This is a genomic window from Tissierella praeacuta (genome assembly GCF_040396155.1).
Classification (GTDB): Bacteria; Bacillota; Clostridia; order Tissierellales; family Tissierellaceae; genus Tissierella; species Tissierella praeacuta_A.
The window spans coordinates 1-16987 of sequence record NZ_JBEBOY010000023.1 but is presented as its reverse complement, the minus strand read 5'-3'; the positions used below and the strand labels follow the sequence as shown (position 1 = coordinate 16987).

General features: G+C 32.1%; 14 protein-coding genes. All 14 read left to right on the top strand.

Annotated features, from left to right (window positions below; genetic code table 11):
* The first annotated feature begins 43 nt into the window (after positions 1-43).
* The 14 genes from ABWP20_RS11645 to ABWP20_RS11580 all read left to right on the top strand — a co-directional run bounded on the left by ABWP20_RS11645 (position 44) and on the right by ABWP20_RS11580 (position 16808).
* Positions 44-493 carry an Lrp/AsnC family transcriptional regulator gene (locus ABWP20_RS11645; RefSeq protein WP_353095980.1) on the top strand — a complete coding sequence of 150 codons (450 nt, stop codon included), beginning with the start codon at positions 44-46 and terminating at the stop codon, positions 491-493.
* A 381-nt stretch (positions 494-874) separates the two neighbouring features.
* Complete coding sequence (locus tag ABWP20_RS11640; RefSeq protein WP_353095979.1) at positions 875-2308, top strand: SLC13 family permease; 1434 nt, start codon at positions 875-877, stop codon at positions 2306-2308.
* Between the two features lie 30 nt (positions 2309-2338).
* The gene (locus tag ABWP20_RS11635; protein WP_353095978.1) at positions 2339-2890 is read left to right on the top strand and encodes a 2-oxoacid:acceptor oxidoreductase family protein; all 552 of its coding nucleotides are present in this window, start codon (positions 2339-2341) and stop codon (positions 2888-2890) included.
* On the top strand, positions 2859-3146 hold the full coding sequence (locus tag ABWP20_RS11630; protein WP_353095977.1) for a 4Fe-4S binding protein: 288 nt from the start codon (positions 2859-2861) through the stop codon (positions 3144-3146). The genes ABWP20_RS11635 and ABWP20_RS11630 overlap by 32 nt, the downstream gene beginning before the upstream one ends.
* A complete protein-coding gene (locus tag ABWP20_RS11625) occupies positions 3146-4342 on the top strand; it encodes a transketolase C-terminal domain-containing protein (protein WP_353095976.1) in 1197 nt (398 codons plus the stop codon). Before ABWP20_RS11630 ends, ABWP20_RS11625 begins: the two co-directional genes overlap by 1 nt.
* Complete coding sequence (locus ABWP20_RS11620; RefSeq protein ID WP_353095975.1) at positions 4335-5201, top strand: thiamine pyrophosphate-dependent enzyme; 867 nt, start codon at positions 4335-4337, stop codon at positions 5199-5201. The genes ABWP20_RS11625 and ABWP20_RS11620 overlap by 8 nt, the downstream gene beginning before the upstream one ends.
* Positions 5192-6616: an acetate--CoA ligase family protein gene (locus ABWP20_RS11615; protein ID WP_353095974.1), complete on the top strand. Its 1425-nt coding sequence runs from the start codon at positions 5192-5194 to the stop codon at positions 6614-6616. The genes ABWP20_RS11620 and ABWP20_RS11615 overlap by 10 nt, the downstream gene beginning before the upstream one ends.
* On the top strand, positions 6609-7265 hold the full coding sequence (locus tag ABWP20_RS11610) for an acetate--CoA ligase family protein (protein ID WP_353095973.1): 657 nt from the start codon (positions 6609-6611) through the stop codon (positions 7263-7265). The genes ABWP20_RS11615 and ABWP20_RS11610 overlap by 8 nt, the downstream gene beginning before the upstream one ends.
* Before the next feature lie 74 nt (positions 7266-7339).
* Positions 7340-8686 carry an SLC13 family permease gene (locus ABWP20_RS11605; protein WP_353095972.1) on the top strand — a complete coding sequence of 449 codons (1347 nt, stop codon included), beginning with the start codon at positions 7340-7342 and terminating at the stop codon, positions 8684-8686.
* Positions 8687-8913: 227 nt separating this feature from the next.
* Entirely contained in the window at positions 8914-9987 is a 1074-nt protein-coding gene (locus tag ABWP20_RS11600) for an ABC transporter substrate-binding protein (RefSeq protein WP_353095971.1), read from the top strand.
* Positions 9977-11641: an ABC transporter permease gene (locus ABWP20_RS11595; RefSeq protein ID WP_353095970.1), complete on the top strand. Its 1665-nt coding sequence runs from the start codon at positions 9977-9979 to the stop codon at positions 11639-11641. The genes ABWP20_RS11600 and ABWP20_RS11595 overlap by 11 nt, the downstream gene beginning before the upstream one ends.
* A 2-nt stretch (positions 11642-11643) precedes the next feature.
* Positions 11644-12576 carry an ABC transporter ATP-binding protein gene (locus ABWP20_RS11590; RefSeq protein ID WP_353095969.1) on the top strand — a complete coding sequence of 311 codons (933 nt, stop codon included), beginning with the start codon at positions 11644-11646 and terminating at the stop codon, positions 12574-12576.
* 131 nt (positions 12577-12707) lie between these two features.
* Complete coding sequence (locus ABWP20_RS11585) at positions 12708-14714, top strand: methyl-accepting chemotaxis protein (RefSeq protein WP_353095968.1); 2007 nt, start codon at positions 12708-12710, stop codon at positions 14712-14714.
* Between the two features lie 285 nt (positions 14715-14999).
* Positions 15000-16808, top strand: a complete 1809-nt coding sequence (locus ABWP20_RS11580; RefSeq protein WP_353095967.1) for a 5'-nucleotidase C-terminal domain-containing protein — start codon at positions 15000-15002, stop codon at positions 16806-16808.
* Positions 16809-16987 lie beyond the last annotated feature (179 nt).

Sequence of the window (16987 nt, the reverse complement as noted above, 5' to 3'; positions counted from 1 at the left end):
AATGTTGTTTGAGTTATAAGAAATTTATAGGAGGAGACATTCTATGTATCAAGTAGATGAAATTGATATAAAAATTTTGGAGATTTTAAAAGAAGATGCACGTACTTCATATTCAAAGATTGCAGAGCTTGTCCATTTGTCTAGGGTAGCAGTAAGAGATAGAATTCTTCGTATGCAGGAGGAAGAGGTAATATTAGGATTTACTGTTCAAATAAATAGCAAGGCTTTTAATAAAGAGGTATCTGTATTCTTTGATATAGAAATAGACCCTAATCAAATAACGAATGTTGTACAAAAACTAATATTACAAGAAGACATCGCAATTATTTCACAGCATACGGGAAATGTGGGATTACATGTTCATGCATATATTGATAAATTAGAAAACTTATCAGAGTTCATGTATGAAAAACTCTATTCAATTAGAGGGGTTAAAAATGTAATGTCCCATGTTTTGATAAAAAATTATAAAACTAATGCTTATTTATGCTAAGAATTTCATATGGCAATCAATTAAATTATAAAAAAGTATCTATAATTCAGATGAATTATAGATACTTTTTTATAATTTTCTTTACTTCAAAAGTAAACAATTAGCAAATGTTAAGAAAAATTAGATTAACAGAACATTTTGCAAAAAATAAAAGGGTGGTTTATGCAAATGTAAAGAATGTAACATGATACACTTAATCTAAGATTTAGATAATCTACTTTTAATTTTACATATTGTTGATGCAATGAAAATAAATCTAAAATCTTAAAATAGGAGGAATAATTTTTAAGATTTAAAATATAAGACCAAGGCGCCAGGTCTTGTATATTAAATAAAAATATAAGCTGCAATATTGATTTAAATTTGAAAGGAATGATTATTATGTCAGATATAGCATCCCCTAGTGGAAAATTGACTAATGAAAAGTCAAAGGATATTAAAAAAATGGCTTGGTTTATCATAATTATTTCAATTTATGTAATAGGCAGTAGAATAACCCCTCCAAAAGGTCTAAGTATAGAAGGGTGGAAGGCAATTCTTTTAATGATATGTGCTACCGTATCATGGGTTTCAGAATTTATACCAATAGGTATATCTTCATGTGTCTTGCTCTTTTTACCTAATCTATTAAAGATAGAACAAACAGGAGTTGTTATGCAAAACTTTGCAACACCTACCTTATTTTTTATATTATCAGCTTTAGTAATAGCTCGAGCATTTGTTGATAGTGGTTTAGGATATAGAATATCACTATATATAACACCAATATTTGGTAAAAAGAGCAAAATGGTTCTTTTGAGTCTTATGTGTTGTACTTCAGCTATATCTGCCGTATTAGCTGATATACCATCTGCTATTATTATAGGAGGTATTGCTTACACCTTGCTTCAAAAGAATAATTGCGAACCAGGAAAATCAGTATTTGGGAAAAGCGTCATGATAGGTATACCAATTGCGGCAGCAGTTGGTGGAATAGCAACACCAGCAGGTAGTGGAGTTAATATATTAGCTATAAATCTACTTAAGAGTGTAGCTGGAATTGATATAAGCTTTTTACAATGGTCAGTTATTGGATTACCTATGGCAATAGTACTAACATTTATATCATGGGTAGTTATAAGTAAAATATATAAGCCAGAAATGGAATATGTGTCAGGATTAGACACTATAGAAGAAGAAAAAGCTGCATTAGGGCCTATGTCAACTGATGAGAAGAAGTTTACATTTTTATTTTCAATAACTTTAATTCTTTGGTTCACTCAGTCAATAACAGGTCTTGAAACAGCATTTGTTTCCATGTTGACAGTTTTAGTGCTTTTCTTGCCAGGTGTAAAACTCATGGATTGGAATCGAGCTCAAGAATCAATAAGCTGGGAAACATTATTACTTGTTGGATCTTGTAATGCTATTGCCATGATATTAAGTACAACAGGAAGTGCAAAATGGTTAAGTGATACATTTTTAAGCGGCTTTGCTTCAGCAGGAATTTTCGCACTAGTCAGTGTAGTCACTATATTTGGTATATTCATTCATCTTTTAGTTCCGATTTCTGGTGCTGTATTGGCCATGTCTGTACCAATTATAGTTGCACTATCAGGTACTGCAGGGGTAGATCCTATTCTTTTAATACTACCTTTGGCATATACGGCATCATGTGTATTTTTGATTCCATTAGATCCAACCACTATGACTACCTATGGATATGGATATTGGAAACTTAGTGAAATGCCGAAGCCAGGATTTATAATTGCGCTTGTATGGATTCCACTTTTAATTGGATTGATGATGGCTGCAAATTATATTGGATTCATATAAAAACTATTTCTATAGAGAGGTGATTATGTAATGTGGGAAATTAAGTTTTATGCAAGAGGGGGACAAGGTGCAGTAACAGCAGCTGATATATTGACAAATGCTGCTATTATTGAAGGTAAATTTGCTCAATCAATTCCTTCTTATGGACAAGAAAGAAAGGGAGCTCCCGTCTATGCATTTGCAAGGATTGACGATAAGGAGATTGAAACTAAATCATATGTTTATAGGCCAAATTGTGTAATGGTTTTCGATATGGGTTTAGAAGAATTAGGCATTGATATTTATGAAGGCTTAGTGAGTGGTAGTGCTATTGTTGCCAATACATTAGAGGCTGGTAAGATTAATAACAAAAATTTAAGTAAGATAGCATCAATAGATGCAAATGGTATTACAAACCTAGTGGTAGGAGATGTTCCACCTAATGTTGCTATGCTTGGAGCATTATCTAAATTAACAAAATGTGTATCCATTGAAAGCTTGGAGAAAGCAATTCTAACAAAGATAAAAGGAAAGGCAGGTGAACTCAATGCAAAAGCTTGTAGAAGAGCGTATGAAGAAACTATTATCCATGAAAAAGCTTAGGGGTCCATATTCTGTAAAAATATCTGATGTTAAAACAGGTACATGGAGGAGATATAGACCAGTGGTTAATCAAGAAAAATGCATTAAATGTGGTATTTGTGCTGATTATTGTCCATGTGGTGTAGTGGAAATTCTAGATAAGGTAATTATTGATTATGACTATTGTAAGGGCTGCGGTATTTGTGTTGAGGGTTGCCCGAAGAAAGCTATTGATTTTATTGAAGAAAGTAAGTTGAAAAAGGAGGATGAAAGATAATGGGAAAAATTATGGCATTAGATGGTAACGCTGCAATAGCTCATGGCGTAATGCGTTCTAAAGTACAACTTGTAGCAGCATATCCTATTACTCCTCAAACACCAATTGTTGAGACAATATCTTCACTTATAGATAATGGATTATATGATGCTAGTTATATTAATGTTGAATCTGAACACTCTGCTTTAAGTGCAGTAGCTGGAGCAGCATCAACAGGAGTACGCTGCTTTACTGCCAGTGCTTCTCATGGATTGGCTTTAATGCATGAAATGACAGGAGTTGTTTCCGGATCCAGATTACCAGCAGTAATGGCTGTTGTAAATAGGGCACTTCCATCTCCTATGAGTTTGTGGTGCGACCATTCAGATATTATGACTCAAAGGGATCAGGGATGGATACAAATATTTGCTAAAAGTCCTCAAGAAGCCTTGGATTTTGTAATGGTTGCATATAGGACTAGTGAAGATACTAGGGTACTTATTCCTACTATGGTATCAATAGATGGGTTCTTCCTTTCACATCTTACAGAGCCTGTAAATGTACCTGATGAAGAAGAAGCAGAAAAATATATTAAGGAGTTTGTACCTCAAAACTTCATCCTTGATACTGATAATCCTTATGCAATTAATAACTTGACTTCGCCAGAAATATTTACAGAAATAAAATATGACCAAAAGGTTGCCATGAATAATGCATTAGATGTTTTAGAAGAAAAGTTTAATGAATTCGGTGATATATTTGGCAGATATTATTCTTTAATAGATCCATATGAAATTGAAGAAGCAGATACAGTATTAGTATGTATGGGTTCAATGGCAGGAACTGCAAAACATGTAGTAAAAGAATTAAGGAAAAAAGGAAAAAAAGTGGGACTACTGAGAGTTGTTAGTTTTAGACCATTCCCTCATAAAAAAATTGCAGAATGCTTAAAGAATACAAAAAATATTGCAGTAATCGATAGGGTATCTTCAATGGGTTCCTTTGGACCTCTGTATGAAGAAGTATTAGCCAGCCTTAAAATAAGTGGCAATAATGCTAATACTTATAGCTATGTTGCTGGATTAGGCGGAAGAGATATTTGGGAAAAAACAATTGAAAATGTATTCTCTAAGACTGATGAATTAGTAGAAAAAGAAATATCTTGTCACAGCCCTATTTGGATTGATTTAAAGAAAGAGGGTGCTGATAATGAGTAGAATAGACTTATTGAGTAAAGGATTAACTACCTGTGAAGGATGTCCTATGGAACTTATAGCTCGTGCTTCTTTGGAAGTTTTAGGATCAAATACAGTAACTATGACACCACCAAGTTGCTCTGCCATATTAACTGGAGGTGGAGATGAAACAGGATGGGGAATACCTTCAGTTCAAACAGTGTTAATGTCTTTGCCTGCCTATGCATCTGGAGTCTCAGAGGCACTTAAAATCCAAGGAAAAACAGATGTAAATGTTATGGGATTTGCAGGTGATGGGGGAACATTTGATATTGGCTTGCAAGCGTTGTCTGGAGCCATTGAAAGAGGTCATAAGGCGATTTTTATATGTTATAACAATGAGGCTTATATGAATACAGGAAATCAAAGAAGTAGTGCAACAATGTTGGGAGCTTGGACTAAAACTACTCCAACGGGAAAAAAAGAGAGCAGTAAAAATATAGATTTTATGCTTTTACACCAAAGTCTTGCATATCAAGCAACTGCTTCCATTGGAAATATACGTGATTTAAAAAAGAAAATTGAAAAGGCTTCTGTTCAAGATGGGCCAAGCTTTATCCATGTGCATGCTCCGTGTAATACAGGATGGAAGTTTCCTGCAAATAAAACTATAACAGTAGCAAAACTAGCAATACAATCAGGACTATGGCTGTTATGGGAGAAAGATAATGGTAAAGTTAAAATAAATCAAAAACCAGTCGATTGGGAAAAAGCAAGGGATTACTTACAGTTGCAAGGACGATTTGCAGGAATAACTGATGATATTATAAATGAGATTATAAAACAATCGAAACAACGTTATGAAATTTTACAAAAATTGGAGGGATTAGAATGTCTTTAGATTACTTTTATTACCCAAAAAGTATAGCTATAATAGGTGCATCCAATAATCCTAGTAAAGCTGGATATCAAATTGCAAATAATATGATGAGATTAGGATTTGAAGGAAAAGTATATTTTGTAAATCCAAATGAAGACACTATTTTTGGTCAAAAAGCCTATAAATCTATATTAGATATTGAAGAATCAGTAGATTTAATTGAAATCATTATTCCTGCTAAGGGAGTGATAAAGGTTTTTGAAGACGCAGAGGAAAGAGGAGATATTAAAGCTGCTATTATTATGGCATCTGGATTTAGTGAAACGGGAATTCTGGAAAATATTGAAATGGAAAAAGAGATGTTAAAAATTGCTAAACGTGCAGGAATTCGTGTGTTTGGACCAAATTGTGTTGGAGTTATGAATACAAAAAATAATCTAGATACAACTTTTTCTCCAAATATAACTCAGATGCAAGGTGGTATGAGTGTTATATCTCAAAGTGGGTCAATAGGAAGTGCACTATTGATGTTTGCTTGTGATCAACCTGTACCAATGGGATTCAGTAAATGGGGTCATGTTGGAAATATGAGCGATGTTACATCAGAAGAACTTTTAAGCTATTATAGTGAAGATGAAGATACAAAAGCTATAGTAATGTATATGGAAGGAATGAAAGATGCGCGAACTTTCTTTAATACTGCAAAAGAGGTTACACCAAAAAAACCACTAGTCGTATTAAAAGTTGGAAGAAGTGAAATTGGCTCAGTTGCAGCAGCTTCTCATACAGGTTCTCTAGCGGGATCAGATAAGATGTTTGATGGAGCATTTAAACAAGTTGGAATAATTAGGGCGGAAACAGTAGAAGAACTTATAGATACAGCAAAGGCTTTTTCAATGGTAGATAAAATCAATGGCAATAGAATTGCAATACTTACTGAAGCAGGTGGTCCAGGAGTTATTTCAATGGACGAAGTAGGACTTCACCCAGAGGTAAAGATGGCAAAGTTTTCAACTGAAACAGAGGAAAGGTTAAGAGAAATACTTCCTAAAATGGCTTTAATTTCCCATCCTGATGGATATGTAGATATGACTGCGGCAGCAGATGGACCACAACATGCAGAGGCATTAGAGGCAATCTTAAAAGATGATGGGGTTGACGCAGTGTTGTTATTAAGTGTACCACCTACTTTTTTAACCCCTACAGAAATAGCAAAAGTAATTAATGAAAAAATGGAAGTTGCAAAAAAATATGGAAAACCAGTATTTGCATGTTTCCTTGCTGGTAATTGGGTAAAGGAAGCTCATATAATGATGGAAAATGCTGGAATACCTACTTTTGAAATGCCTCAAAGAGCAGCTAAGGCACTAGTAAATGTGATAAAATACAACAACTATTTAAAGAGCTTAGAGTTGAGGGGGAATAACAATGATTAAGTTTTATAATGAGTACAAATCAAAGAACCTCTTAAAAGAATATGGAGTACCAGTAGGAGAATATAAACTTGCTGCAAGTAAGGAAGAAGCAATTGAAATAGCAGAGGATTTTGGATATCCCCTTGTAATGAAAATTGTTTCAGATCAAATTATTCATAAAACTGAAGCCAAAGGTATAAAACTAAATGTGCAAAGTGCTGAAGAAATCGGAATGTTTTATGAAGAATTAATTCAGAATGGAAAAAACTATGATCCCAATGCTGTTATAGAAGGGGTTATCATATCTAAAATGGTTCCGTCAGGAATAGAAGTTATTATTGGTGCATTGCGTGATCAGCAGTTTGGACCTGTAGTTATGTTTGGATTAGGTGGAGTATTTGTAGAAGTATTTAAAGATGTTGAATTTAGAATGGCTCCACTAACTAAACACGAAGCAATTGATTTAATTAAAGATATCAAAGCCTATTCTATGTTAACTGGAATTAGAGGTATGGAGCCTGTAAACATAGATACTTTAGCCGATGTATTAGTGCAAATAGGTAAATTAATTTTTGAAAATGAGAATATAATGGAAATAGATTTGAATCCACTAATATGCTATGATGGAAAGATTCAAGCTCTAGATGCAGTTATAGGATTTCAAGAATAATTTTAAAGTTTACTTTAATAAAAGAGCACTGTAATGGTGCTCTTTTAGCAAGTAAAAAAGGAAAAGGTGTTGACATGAGTAAAAAAAACATTTATCTAATTATATCAATATTAATACTAGTGACTATTATTTTTATAAAACCTTTTGGATTGGACTTTAATCAGTCGATGATATTAGGTTCTGTTATTATGGTAATATTATGGTGGGGAACTAATTGCATTTCAAAAAGCTTAGCATCCATTATAATTATAACTATATTTTTTATATTTAGTGATAGCAGTCCTCAGACAATTTTAAAGTTCCCTTTGTCTAGTAATTTAATACTAATAATATCCTCATACTTAATAGCTCATGGAATAAAAGTTTCAGGACTAGCAGATAGAATATCAAGGTTAATCATAAGTAGATATGCTAATTCAAGCTTTTCTTTAATAGTACTATCCTTTGTATTATCATTTATTTTAATTTTTTTAATACCACAAACATTTCCAAGGGCAATTATATTAGCAGCCATATATGAAGAATATCTAAGTAAGGAAAAAATCTCCTCTAGACAGAAATCAATAGTATTATTTTCAGTATTTGTAGCAGTATCTGTTACATCTATGGCCTTTATAAATGGGGATGTGATACTAAATAATGCAGCTATACAATTTGCAGGGCTTAAACTATCTTATACTGAATGGGTAAAATATATGTTTATACCTTCCATAATCATAAGTGTATTTATGTTTGTTGGCTTTGTCATTTCCTTTTATAAGGATATTAAAGGAGATAAATTTGAACCTAAAAGAATGAATGTGGAAAAAACAGGATTTACTTCAATGGAAAAGAAAGGCGGAATAATTACTGCATTAATAATATTATTATGGACTATGGAACCAATACATAATATAGATGCTGCTTGGGTTAGCGTTTTAGGTGTTATAATAATGCATGTTTTGGGATTAATAAAACTAAAAGACTATAAAATCGTAAAACTTGATCTATTATTATTTTTAACAGCAGCTTTTTCAATTGGTGGAGTTCTCAATGAAGAAGGAATTGCAGGAATAATATTTAATAAGATACTACCTTCAACTAATAGTGATAATATGTTAGTTTTTTATAGTATCTTAGTTGTAATGGCATTGCATATGATTCTAGGAAGTTCTATGACCACTATGTCAATATGTATGCCAGTCATTATGTCATCTTTACCTAATACAATCAATCCAATTTCCATGATGCTTATAATATATACAATAATAAATGTTCATTATATATTGCCCATTCATCATGTAGTAATAATGATAGGAGAAGGTGAAGGACATTATCACTCTTCTATGACAATTAAATATGGAGTATTTCTTTCAATATTAGCTTTTATATCAGTTTATTTAATACTGATTCCATATTGGAAGATAGTAGGGTTATTTTAATAAAACTAGGATAAATTATCCTAGTTTTATTAAAATAATATAAAAAAGGACTTGTAAAAGAGCTTAAAATAGAAATTGGTATAAGAATCCAATACAGGCTTGATTTATTAAGTTTATCTATAGTACGTCATACGAGTATAGGCAAACTTAATTGGACTTCAATATCTCGGAATGGTAGACTAAATTTGACAAAATTTATACAAATATTTTATAAGGGGGAAATTGTAGTGAAAAGAATAATAGCATTATTGTTAATGTTTACTATGATCTTTACATTTACAGGTTGTGCTAAAAAGCCAACTGTAGAAGAGCCTAATACAAATTTAGAAGCTACTGAAGATAAAGATAATGAGGAAGTTAATGAAAAACCTTTTGAAGGTACTACTTTAGAGGTGTTATTTGCTTATGGCGGTGCAGATAACTCATTCCCTGCTTTTACTGAAGAAACTGGCATAAAGATTGAAGCATTGAGTATGTCAACTGGTTCAGCTCTTGCTAAATTACAAGCTGAAAATGGAAAGACTACTGCTGATATCTGGTTTGGTGGTGGAGTAGACAGTTATTTAAATGCTAGAGATTTAGGATATTTAGAAGCATATAAATCACCAAATGTATCTGCTATAAATCCTCAATATTGCGATAAAGATGGGTATTTCTCAGGACTTGCACTAGTTCCAGCTGGCTTTATAGTAAATGATGATCTTCTTAAAGAAAAAGGTTTAGAAGCTCCAAAGACTTGGGAAGATTTAGCTGATCCAAAATATAAAGGTGAAGTAATGATGGCTAATCCTGCAATATCAGGAACTAACTATGCCATAGTTAGTGGACTTATTCAAGCATGGGGAGAAGAAAAGGCTTGGGATTATTTTAAACGACTTGACAAAAATATTGAATTCTATGCAAAGGGCGGCGGTGAACCACTTGATAAAGTAGCAGCTGGTGAATTTGCAATAGGTGTTGTTGCTATTACTGGGGGAACTTTTGCTGCTGGAGATACTAATCCAACTAGTGTAGTTTATCCAGAGGATTTAATTCCTTGGACTCCTGCACCAATAGCTATATTTAAGGCAACAGAGAATTTAGAGGCTGCTAAGGTATTTATAGATTGGTATTTATCACAAGAAGGACAAACTATACTTAGAGAAGCAGATGCTAGAATCATGGCTAGAGATGATGTAGATGCTCCAGAGTTAATGAGTGGTTTAGACAAGAGTAAACTTATAGATTTTGATTTGGAATTAATGGGTAGTGAAAGAGATAAAATCCTTGAAAAATGGGGAGTTTTAGTTGGTGATAAATAGTAAAAGTAAAAGGGGAAGAGCTTATTTTAAGGCTCTTTCCTTTGACTATATAATAGATAAATTGATTTTACTTATGATAATTATAAGTTTACTTATTTTTATTTTATATCCCATAGTAATGGTCATATCCACTTCTTTATATGAAAATGGAGTATTTTCTCTTGAGAACTATAGGACATTATTAAGTCCTAAAAATATTAAATTAATAAAGAACAGCTTATTTGTCTCAACATTATCTTCAATACTTGGGACTTTTTTTGCATTATGTATAGCATTATTTACATTTCTACAAAGAGGACAGTTAAAAAAGATTATTTATCGTTCATTAATGATTACTATGATATCTCCGCCCTTTGTTTCTGCATTGGCATTAATCATGCTTTTTGGACGGAGAGGACTTATAACCTATAATTTATTAGGACTTAGTGTAAATCCATATGGATGGCAGGGAATTGTTTTACTTCAAACTATTGGACATATTTCACTTGCGTCTATGATGCTTATAACAACATTAAATTCCATGGACTCTAGACAAATATTAGCATCTAGGGACTTAGGTGCTACACCTATGGAGACTCTTTTAAATGTAATATTGCCTGCTATTTTTCCTGGAATTATGTCTGTTTTATTTTTGCAATTTACTATGAATTTAGCTGATTTTGGTACTCCAATAATCATAGGTGGAAGGTATAAGGTATTGGCAACAGAGGCATATATGACTATATTTTCTACGGCTAATTTAGGTAAAGGTGCTGCTATATCAGTTCTTCTGATACCACCGGCTATAATTGCATTTTATTTTTATCGCAAAAATATGGCTAAAATAGACAATTTATCAGATGGAGTTAAGTCTATTGGAGGAGATAATTATGAATTCAATTTGCCAATAGGGTTTAGACTTATACTTGGTTTAATAACAGGATTATTTTTCTTTCTAATGATTTTAAAATATGGAAATATATTTTTATCCGCTGTATCTACTAATTCATCTGGAAAATTAATATTTACTTTAGACCATTTTAATAAAGTTAAATCTGCCAATTTACCAGCTTTGTATAGAAGTATTGTTTTGGCTGTAACTTCTGGAATTATATCTTCAATAATAGGTATTTTGCTATCCTATTATACCCACAGAAGAAATATTCCGATGATGAAGAATATGGAGTTTATTTCATCCTTGCCCTATATAATTCCTGGGATATTCTTTGGATTAGGTTACATTGTAGCCTTTAATAATGAACCATTGCTATTAACTGGGACCTCAGCAATTGTAATATTAAACTGCACCTTTAGACATATTTCTGTATCAAATAAAGCGGCAAATGCTACCTTTACAACTATGGATAGAAAGATTGAAGATGCAGCCAGGGACTTGGGGGCATCTAGATTTAGAATATTTGTAGATATTATATTTCCATTGTTAAAACCTACTTTTCTTACTAGTTTTATAAATACATTTACGGCTTGTATGACTACAGTTGGGGCAATTATTTTCTTAGTATCACCGAGAAATGTTGTAGCTAGTATTGAAATGTTTAAAGATATATCAGATGGCCAATATGGCTTAGGTGCAGTAATGGCAAGCTTTTTAATTATTATAACTGTTTCTGTAAATTTAATTGCCATGAGGCTATTGTCTAAGGAGAGGGAGTAAGTATGTTTTTACAATTAAAAAATTTAACTAAGCTTTTTGATAACGATAATGGAGTTAGAGATTTTAATCTAAATGTTGAAAAAGGAGAATTTGTAACTATATTAGGACCTTCAGGATGTGGCAAAAGTACTACTTTAAATTTGCTAGGAGGTTTTCTAAAGCCAGATAGTGGTGAAATCTTATTAGATGGAATGGATCTTACAGTTCTTCCACCAGAAAAAAGACCAATTTCCACTGTATTTCAAAGCTATGCCCTTTTCCCTCATATGAACGTAACAGAGAATATAGCCTATGGAATTAGATTCTATCGTAAGGAAAAGAAGAGAAAAGCTATGGAAATAGCTAAAGAATATATTGATATAGTAGGACTTACAGGATATGAGAATAGCAGAATAGGAAATTTAAGCGGAGGGCAACAGCAAAGAGTGGCACTTGCTAGGTCCATGGCAACTAATCCGAAGATATTATTATTAGATGAACCACTTAGTAATTTAGATGCAGGTCTTAGGATAAGGATGCGTAGTGAGTTAAAGGAACTTCAAAAGAAGCTTAATATAACAATGCTATTTGTGACCCATGATCAATCTGAGGCCCTTTGCTTGTCAGATAAAATAGTAGTAATGGATAAAGGTAATATAATACAAACAGGTACACCGAGGGAAATTTATTTTTATCCTGCCAGCGAGTATGTGGCATCTTTTATTGGTAAATCTAATTTATTAAATGAAGACCATAAGACCCATATAATTCGACCAGAGGATATTAATATGATTAAAGATAGTAAAGGAGAATATATAATTAAGGATAAAGTATTTATGGGACAATATACAGAATACAAAATTACCAATGAAAAACATGTCTTAGATGTAAGTTTATCTGGAAAAGAAGGCAGTAATTTTGAAATTGGAGATTCAGTCAATATAGAAATCAAATAATAAGTATCATTTTTGGTGCCTGGCACCAAAAATGATACTTATTTTATATGAACATTAAGTTAATCTATATAAGCATATAAGTGTATATATAGGGTATATATGTTGTAAGATAAACTAAGGGGGGAAAGTTCATGAAACTAAAAGGAAAACTACTAATATTTACTACAATAATTTGTATTATCTCAACATCACTTATTTCAATTATTAACTATTCTATATCAACAAAGAAACTTGAAAAAGAAATAAGTAATAATGTAACTATGGAAGCGAACAAGACAGCCCAAGAAATGGACAAATGGTTAAGGCTGCAAAAGAATACCCTAGGTTCTATACTGGATATGATTTCCTATAATGATAATCATGAAGTAGATTATATTAGGGGAATTATGACAAAGATAACAAATGACAATCCTGGCAATACATATTATATTGGTTATAGCAATAAGAATACTTATTTTCCAGTTGGGGTAAGTGTTGCAGAGGATTATGATGGAACAACTAGGCCTTGGTATATAGGTGCAATGTCTAGTGAGGATTTTTTCATCACTGAACCTTACATAGATGCCATAACTGGTGACATGGTAATTACTGTTTCTAAAAAGTTTAAAACTAACAATAATATTGAAGGAGTAATGGCAACAGATATATCTATTGAATATTTAGTAGAACTAACTAATGAAACTAATTATGGAGAAGGGTCCTATGCATTTTTGTTAGATGATAAAGGTAATGTATTAACCCATCTAAATGAGGAATTCAAGCCTAACAAAGATGGTAGCTTTAAGAAAGTAAATGAGTTGTTGGAAGGAAAAGTCGCTAGTCTTCTAGGTAAAACAGAGGTAAATGTTAAGGATAGAATTATAAAGGATTTTGATGGCATAGATAGAATTTTTTTCTATGGAAATGCAAAGGAATCTAATTGGATAGTAGGAATAGCCGTAGATGAAGAGAGTGTAATGGGAACTGTTAATAGGGTGATTTTCCTTACAATACTGGCAACAATAGCTGTAATTTTTGTATCAACTATATTAGCTTTATATATGGCAAATACTATAACAAAACCTATTAAGGACTCAGCTAAAATGGCTGAAGATATATCTAATTTGGACTTATCTAAATCAATTGAAGAAAAGAGTTTAAAGAGAAAAGATGAATTAGGTATTATGTATCAATCATTTGATGATATTATTAGAAAACTAAGGGCATTTATGGAAGATATGGATAACTCTATTAGGATAAACCATGAAGTTAATAGAGAAACCTTGGATAAGGTACGTTATTTATTGGGTCAGGCAGAAGACACTTCAGCTACTACAGAGGAACTGTCTGCTGGTATGGAAGAAACATCTGCTACAACCATATCTATAAATGAATCAGCCAGTGAAATCGAAAGAGCATTATCAGATTTTGCAGAAAAGGTAGAAGACGGTGCAATTACGTCTAATGAAATAAGTGTAAAGGCAGATAAATTAAGCAATCAATTTATTCAAGCTAAAGATAAATCAATGGATTTATATTCCAATGCAAGAATAGAAATAGAAAAGGCAATAACTGCTTCAAAAGAAGTAGAAAAGATAAATATACTATCAAATGCAATATTACAGATATCAGAACAAACATCACTATTATCTTTAAACGCAGCCATAGAGGCAGCTAGGGCTGGAGAATCTGGGCGAGGATTTGCAGTAGTGGCAGAAGAAATAAGAAAATTAGCCGATAATTCCAATTCAACAGTAGGGGAAATACAAACTGTAACTGAAGGTATTACAAAGGCAGTTGAACAACTAATAGAAAGAATATCAATTGTAATGAGTTTCTTGGAAAGAGATGTAGCTAATGATTATGAGATGATGGTAGATGCAGTAATTCAGTATAAGGAAGATGGATCTCATTTAAATGATATAATTTCAGATCTTAGTGCAACAGCAGAAGAACTTGCAGCAACTGTAAATGAAATATCGGTAGCTATCAAAGAGGTATCAATAACTGTGGAAGAGTCAACATTAGCTACTACTAATATAGCAGATAAGAATATGAATATAGTAGAAGCTATAAATGAAATAAGTAGAATAATAGAGAAAAATAAGGACGTATCCGACAAATTAGAAGAGATAGTATCTCAAGTTAGACTAAAATAAGTATCAAAAATGGTGCCTGGCACCATTTTTGATACTTATTGTTAATAAATTGTTACTTTATGAGTTCGTAACAAATATGTTTAATATCTTAAGCATAGTATTATACTAATGAAATAAGAATCATCAATAACTCATATTAGAAATAAAAATCAGATAAATAAATTTTAAAATATATTGGATAAATTTTCAAAAATAAAGAGGATTTATGAAAGATATGTAGAATAGATTATATATATGGTGTAGTATGTAAAGTTACACTAACCAAAAAAATAGGGAGGTTTATATATGAAACAGAGAAACAGAAGAATTGTCAGTTTATTCCTATCATTGGTCCTGATGCTTGGTATAATGATAGGATCAGTGCCAGTATTTGCAGAAGAAGCTAAAGTATTAACTATTGTACATGTAAATGATGTACATGGAAGACTAAATCTTGATGAAAGAGAAGGTAGTATAGGCCTTGCAAGACTAAAGACTAAAGTAGATGAATTAAAGGCAAAGAATCCTAATTTGCTTTTATTAAATGCAGGAGATACTTTGCATGGTGCTATTGATATCAATATAACTCAGGGCGAAACTATGATTAATCTAATGAACAAAATTGGTTTTGATGCCATGGTTCCTGGAAATCATGATTTCAACTATGGATACAAAAGACTATTAGAGTTAAAAGATAAGGCAGAGTTCCCTATATTAGGATCTAATGTTATTAAAGAATCAGATGACACTTCAGATTTTGAACCATATAAAGTTTTTGATGTAGATGGTATAAAAGTTGGTATATTTGGTTTAAGTACGGAAGAAACCAAATATAAATCACACCCAAGCAACACAGAAGGAATTAAGTTTGCAAATCCAGTTGAAGTTGCTAAGAAAATGGTAAAAGAATTAAAAGATAAGAAAGTAGATGTAATAATTGCAATAGCTCATCTAGGTGTAGATGAATCAACTGAATCTAATGTTTATGATGTAGCAGAAAATGTTGAAGGAATTGATTTAATAGTTGATGGTCATAGTCATACTGAATTACCTAAAGGTGAAGTAAAGGGAGATACTTTAATAGTTCAAGCTGGTTCTTTCTTAAAGAATATCGGAGTAGTAGAACTTGAAATATCAGAAGGCAAAGTAAGTAAAAAAACAGCTAAGTTATTTGGATATAATGAAGGTAAAGATTTAAAACCAAATACTAGCATTGAAGAAGAAATAAAGAAAGTAGAAGAAATAAATAAACAATTTAAAGAAGCAGTAGTAGGTAAATCAAAGGTAAATTTAGTTGGAGAAAGAGAAGTTGTTAGAAAAGGTGAATCAAATCTAGGAAATCTTTTAACTGATGCTATGGTTAAATCTACAGGAGCAGATGTGGCTCTAACAAATGGTGGGGGAATCAGAGCATCTATTCCAGCAGGAGATATAAAGGTAGGAGATATATTAACTTCCTTCCCATTTACAAATACTCTTGCAGTAATAGAAGTAACAGGAGAAGAAATTGTTCAAGCTCTTGAGCATGGAGTAGATATGTATCCAGAAGATGCAGGACATTTTCCACATATAAGCGGTATGACTTTTAAACTTGATGGCTCAAAACCAGTAGGAAGTAGAACATCAGATGTAAAAGTAAATGGAAAAGCAGTAGAATTAAAAGGTAAATATAAACTAGTTACAAATGACTTCATGGCAAGTGGCGGAGATGGATATACTATGTTTACAGGAAAACCATTTGTTGCTGAAGGTGGATTATTATCAGATGTTTTAATTGAATACTTTAAAGAATTAGGAGAGGTTGAACCTAAGGTAGAAGGAAGAATAGAAGTTATAACTGAAACAAAGCCAGAGGTGAAACCAGAAGAGAAACCAGCACCTGCTCCGGCAGTACCGACACCAGCGCCAGCACCAAAACCAGCTCCACAACCAGAAGCAAAACCAATTACAGCACCACAACAAACTTTAGAAGCACAAAAATATGTAGTAAAATCAGGAGATGTTCTTTGGAAAATAGCTAAACAATTTAATACTACTTGGGAGAAGTTAGCAGAATATAATAAACTAAAAAATCCACATTTGATATTCCCAAATCAAGTAATATTAATTCCATAAACAGGATTTTATAAAGAAGATAAGTATCATTTTTGGTGCCTGGCACCAAAAATGATACTTATTTTAAATTTAATTAATAAAAATAAAGGATTTTGAAAGATATTGTAGAATATATAATATATGCATAGAAGCAATCTGGTAATATGTCAAGAACAAATTTTTAAATAAAAGAAAAGAAT

Coding starts and splice junctions, on each gene's coding strand:
- ABWP20_RS11645 (WP_353095980.1), top strand. CDS start 44: ATGTATCAAGTAGATGAAATTGATATAAAAATTTTGGAGATTTTAAAA.
- ABWP20_RS11640 (WP_353095979.1), top strand. CDS start 875: ATGTCAGATATAGCATCCCCTAGTGGAAAATTGACTAATGAAAAGTCA.
- ABWP20_RS11635 (WP_353095978.1), top strand. CDS start 2,339: ATGTGGGAAATTAAGTTTTATGCAAGAGGGGGACAAGGTGCAGTAACA.
- ABWP20_RS11630 (WP_353095977.1), top strand. CDS start 2,859: ATGAAGAAACTATTATCCATGAAAAAGCTTAGGGGTCCATATTCTGTA.
- ABWP20_RS11625 (WP_353095976.1), top strand. CDS start 3,146: ATGGGAAAAATTATGGCATTAGATGGTAACGCTGCAATAGCTCATGGC.
- ABWP20_RS11620 (WP_353095975.1), top strand. CDS start 4,335: ATGAGTAGAATAGACTTATTGAGTAAAGGATTAACTACCTGTGAAGGA.
- ABWP20_RS11615 (WP_353095974.1), top strand. CDS start 5,192: ATGTCTTTAGATTACTTTTATTACCCAAAAAGTATAGCTATAATAGGT.
- ABWP20_RS11610 (WP_353095973.1), top strand. CDS start 6,609: ATGATTAAGTTTTATAATGAGTACAAATCAAAGAACCTCTTAAAAGAA.
- ABWP20_RS11605 (WP_353095972.1), top strand. CDS start 7,340: ATGAGTAAAAAAAACATTTATCTAATTATATCAATATTAATACTAGTG.
- ABWP20_RS11590 (WP_353095969.1), top strand. CDS start 11,644: ATGTTTTTACAATTAAAAAATTTAACTAAGCTTTTTGATAACGATAAT.
- ABWP20_RS11585 (WP_353095968.1), top strand. CDS start 12,708: ATGAAACTAAAAGGAAAACTACTAATATTTACTACAATAATTTGTATT.
- ABWP20_RS11580 (WP_353095967.1), top strand. CDS start 15,000: ATGAAACAGAGAAACAGAAGAATTGTCAGTTTATTCCTATCATTGGTC.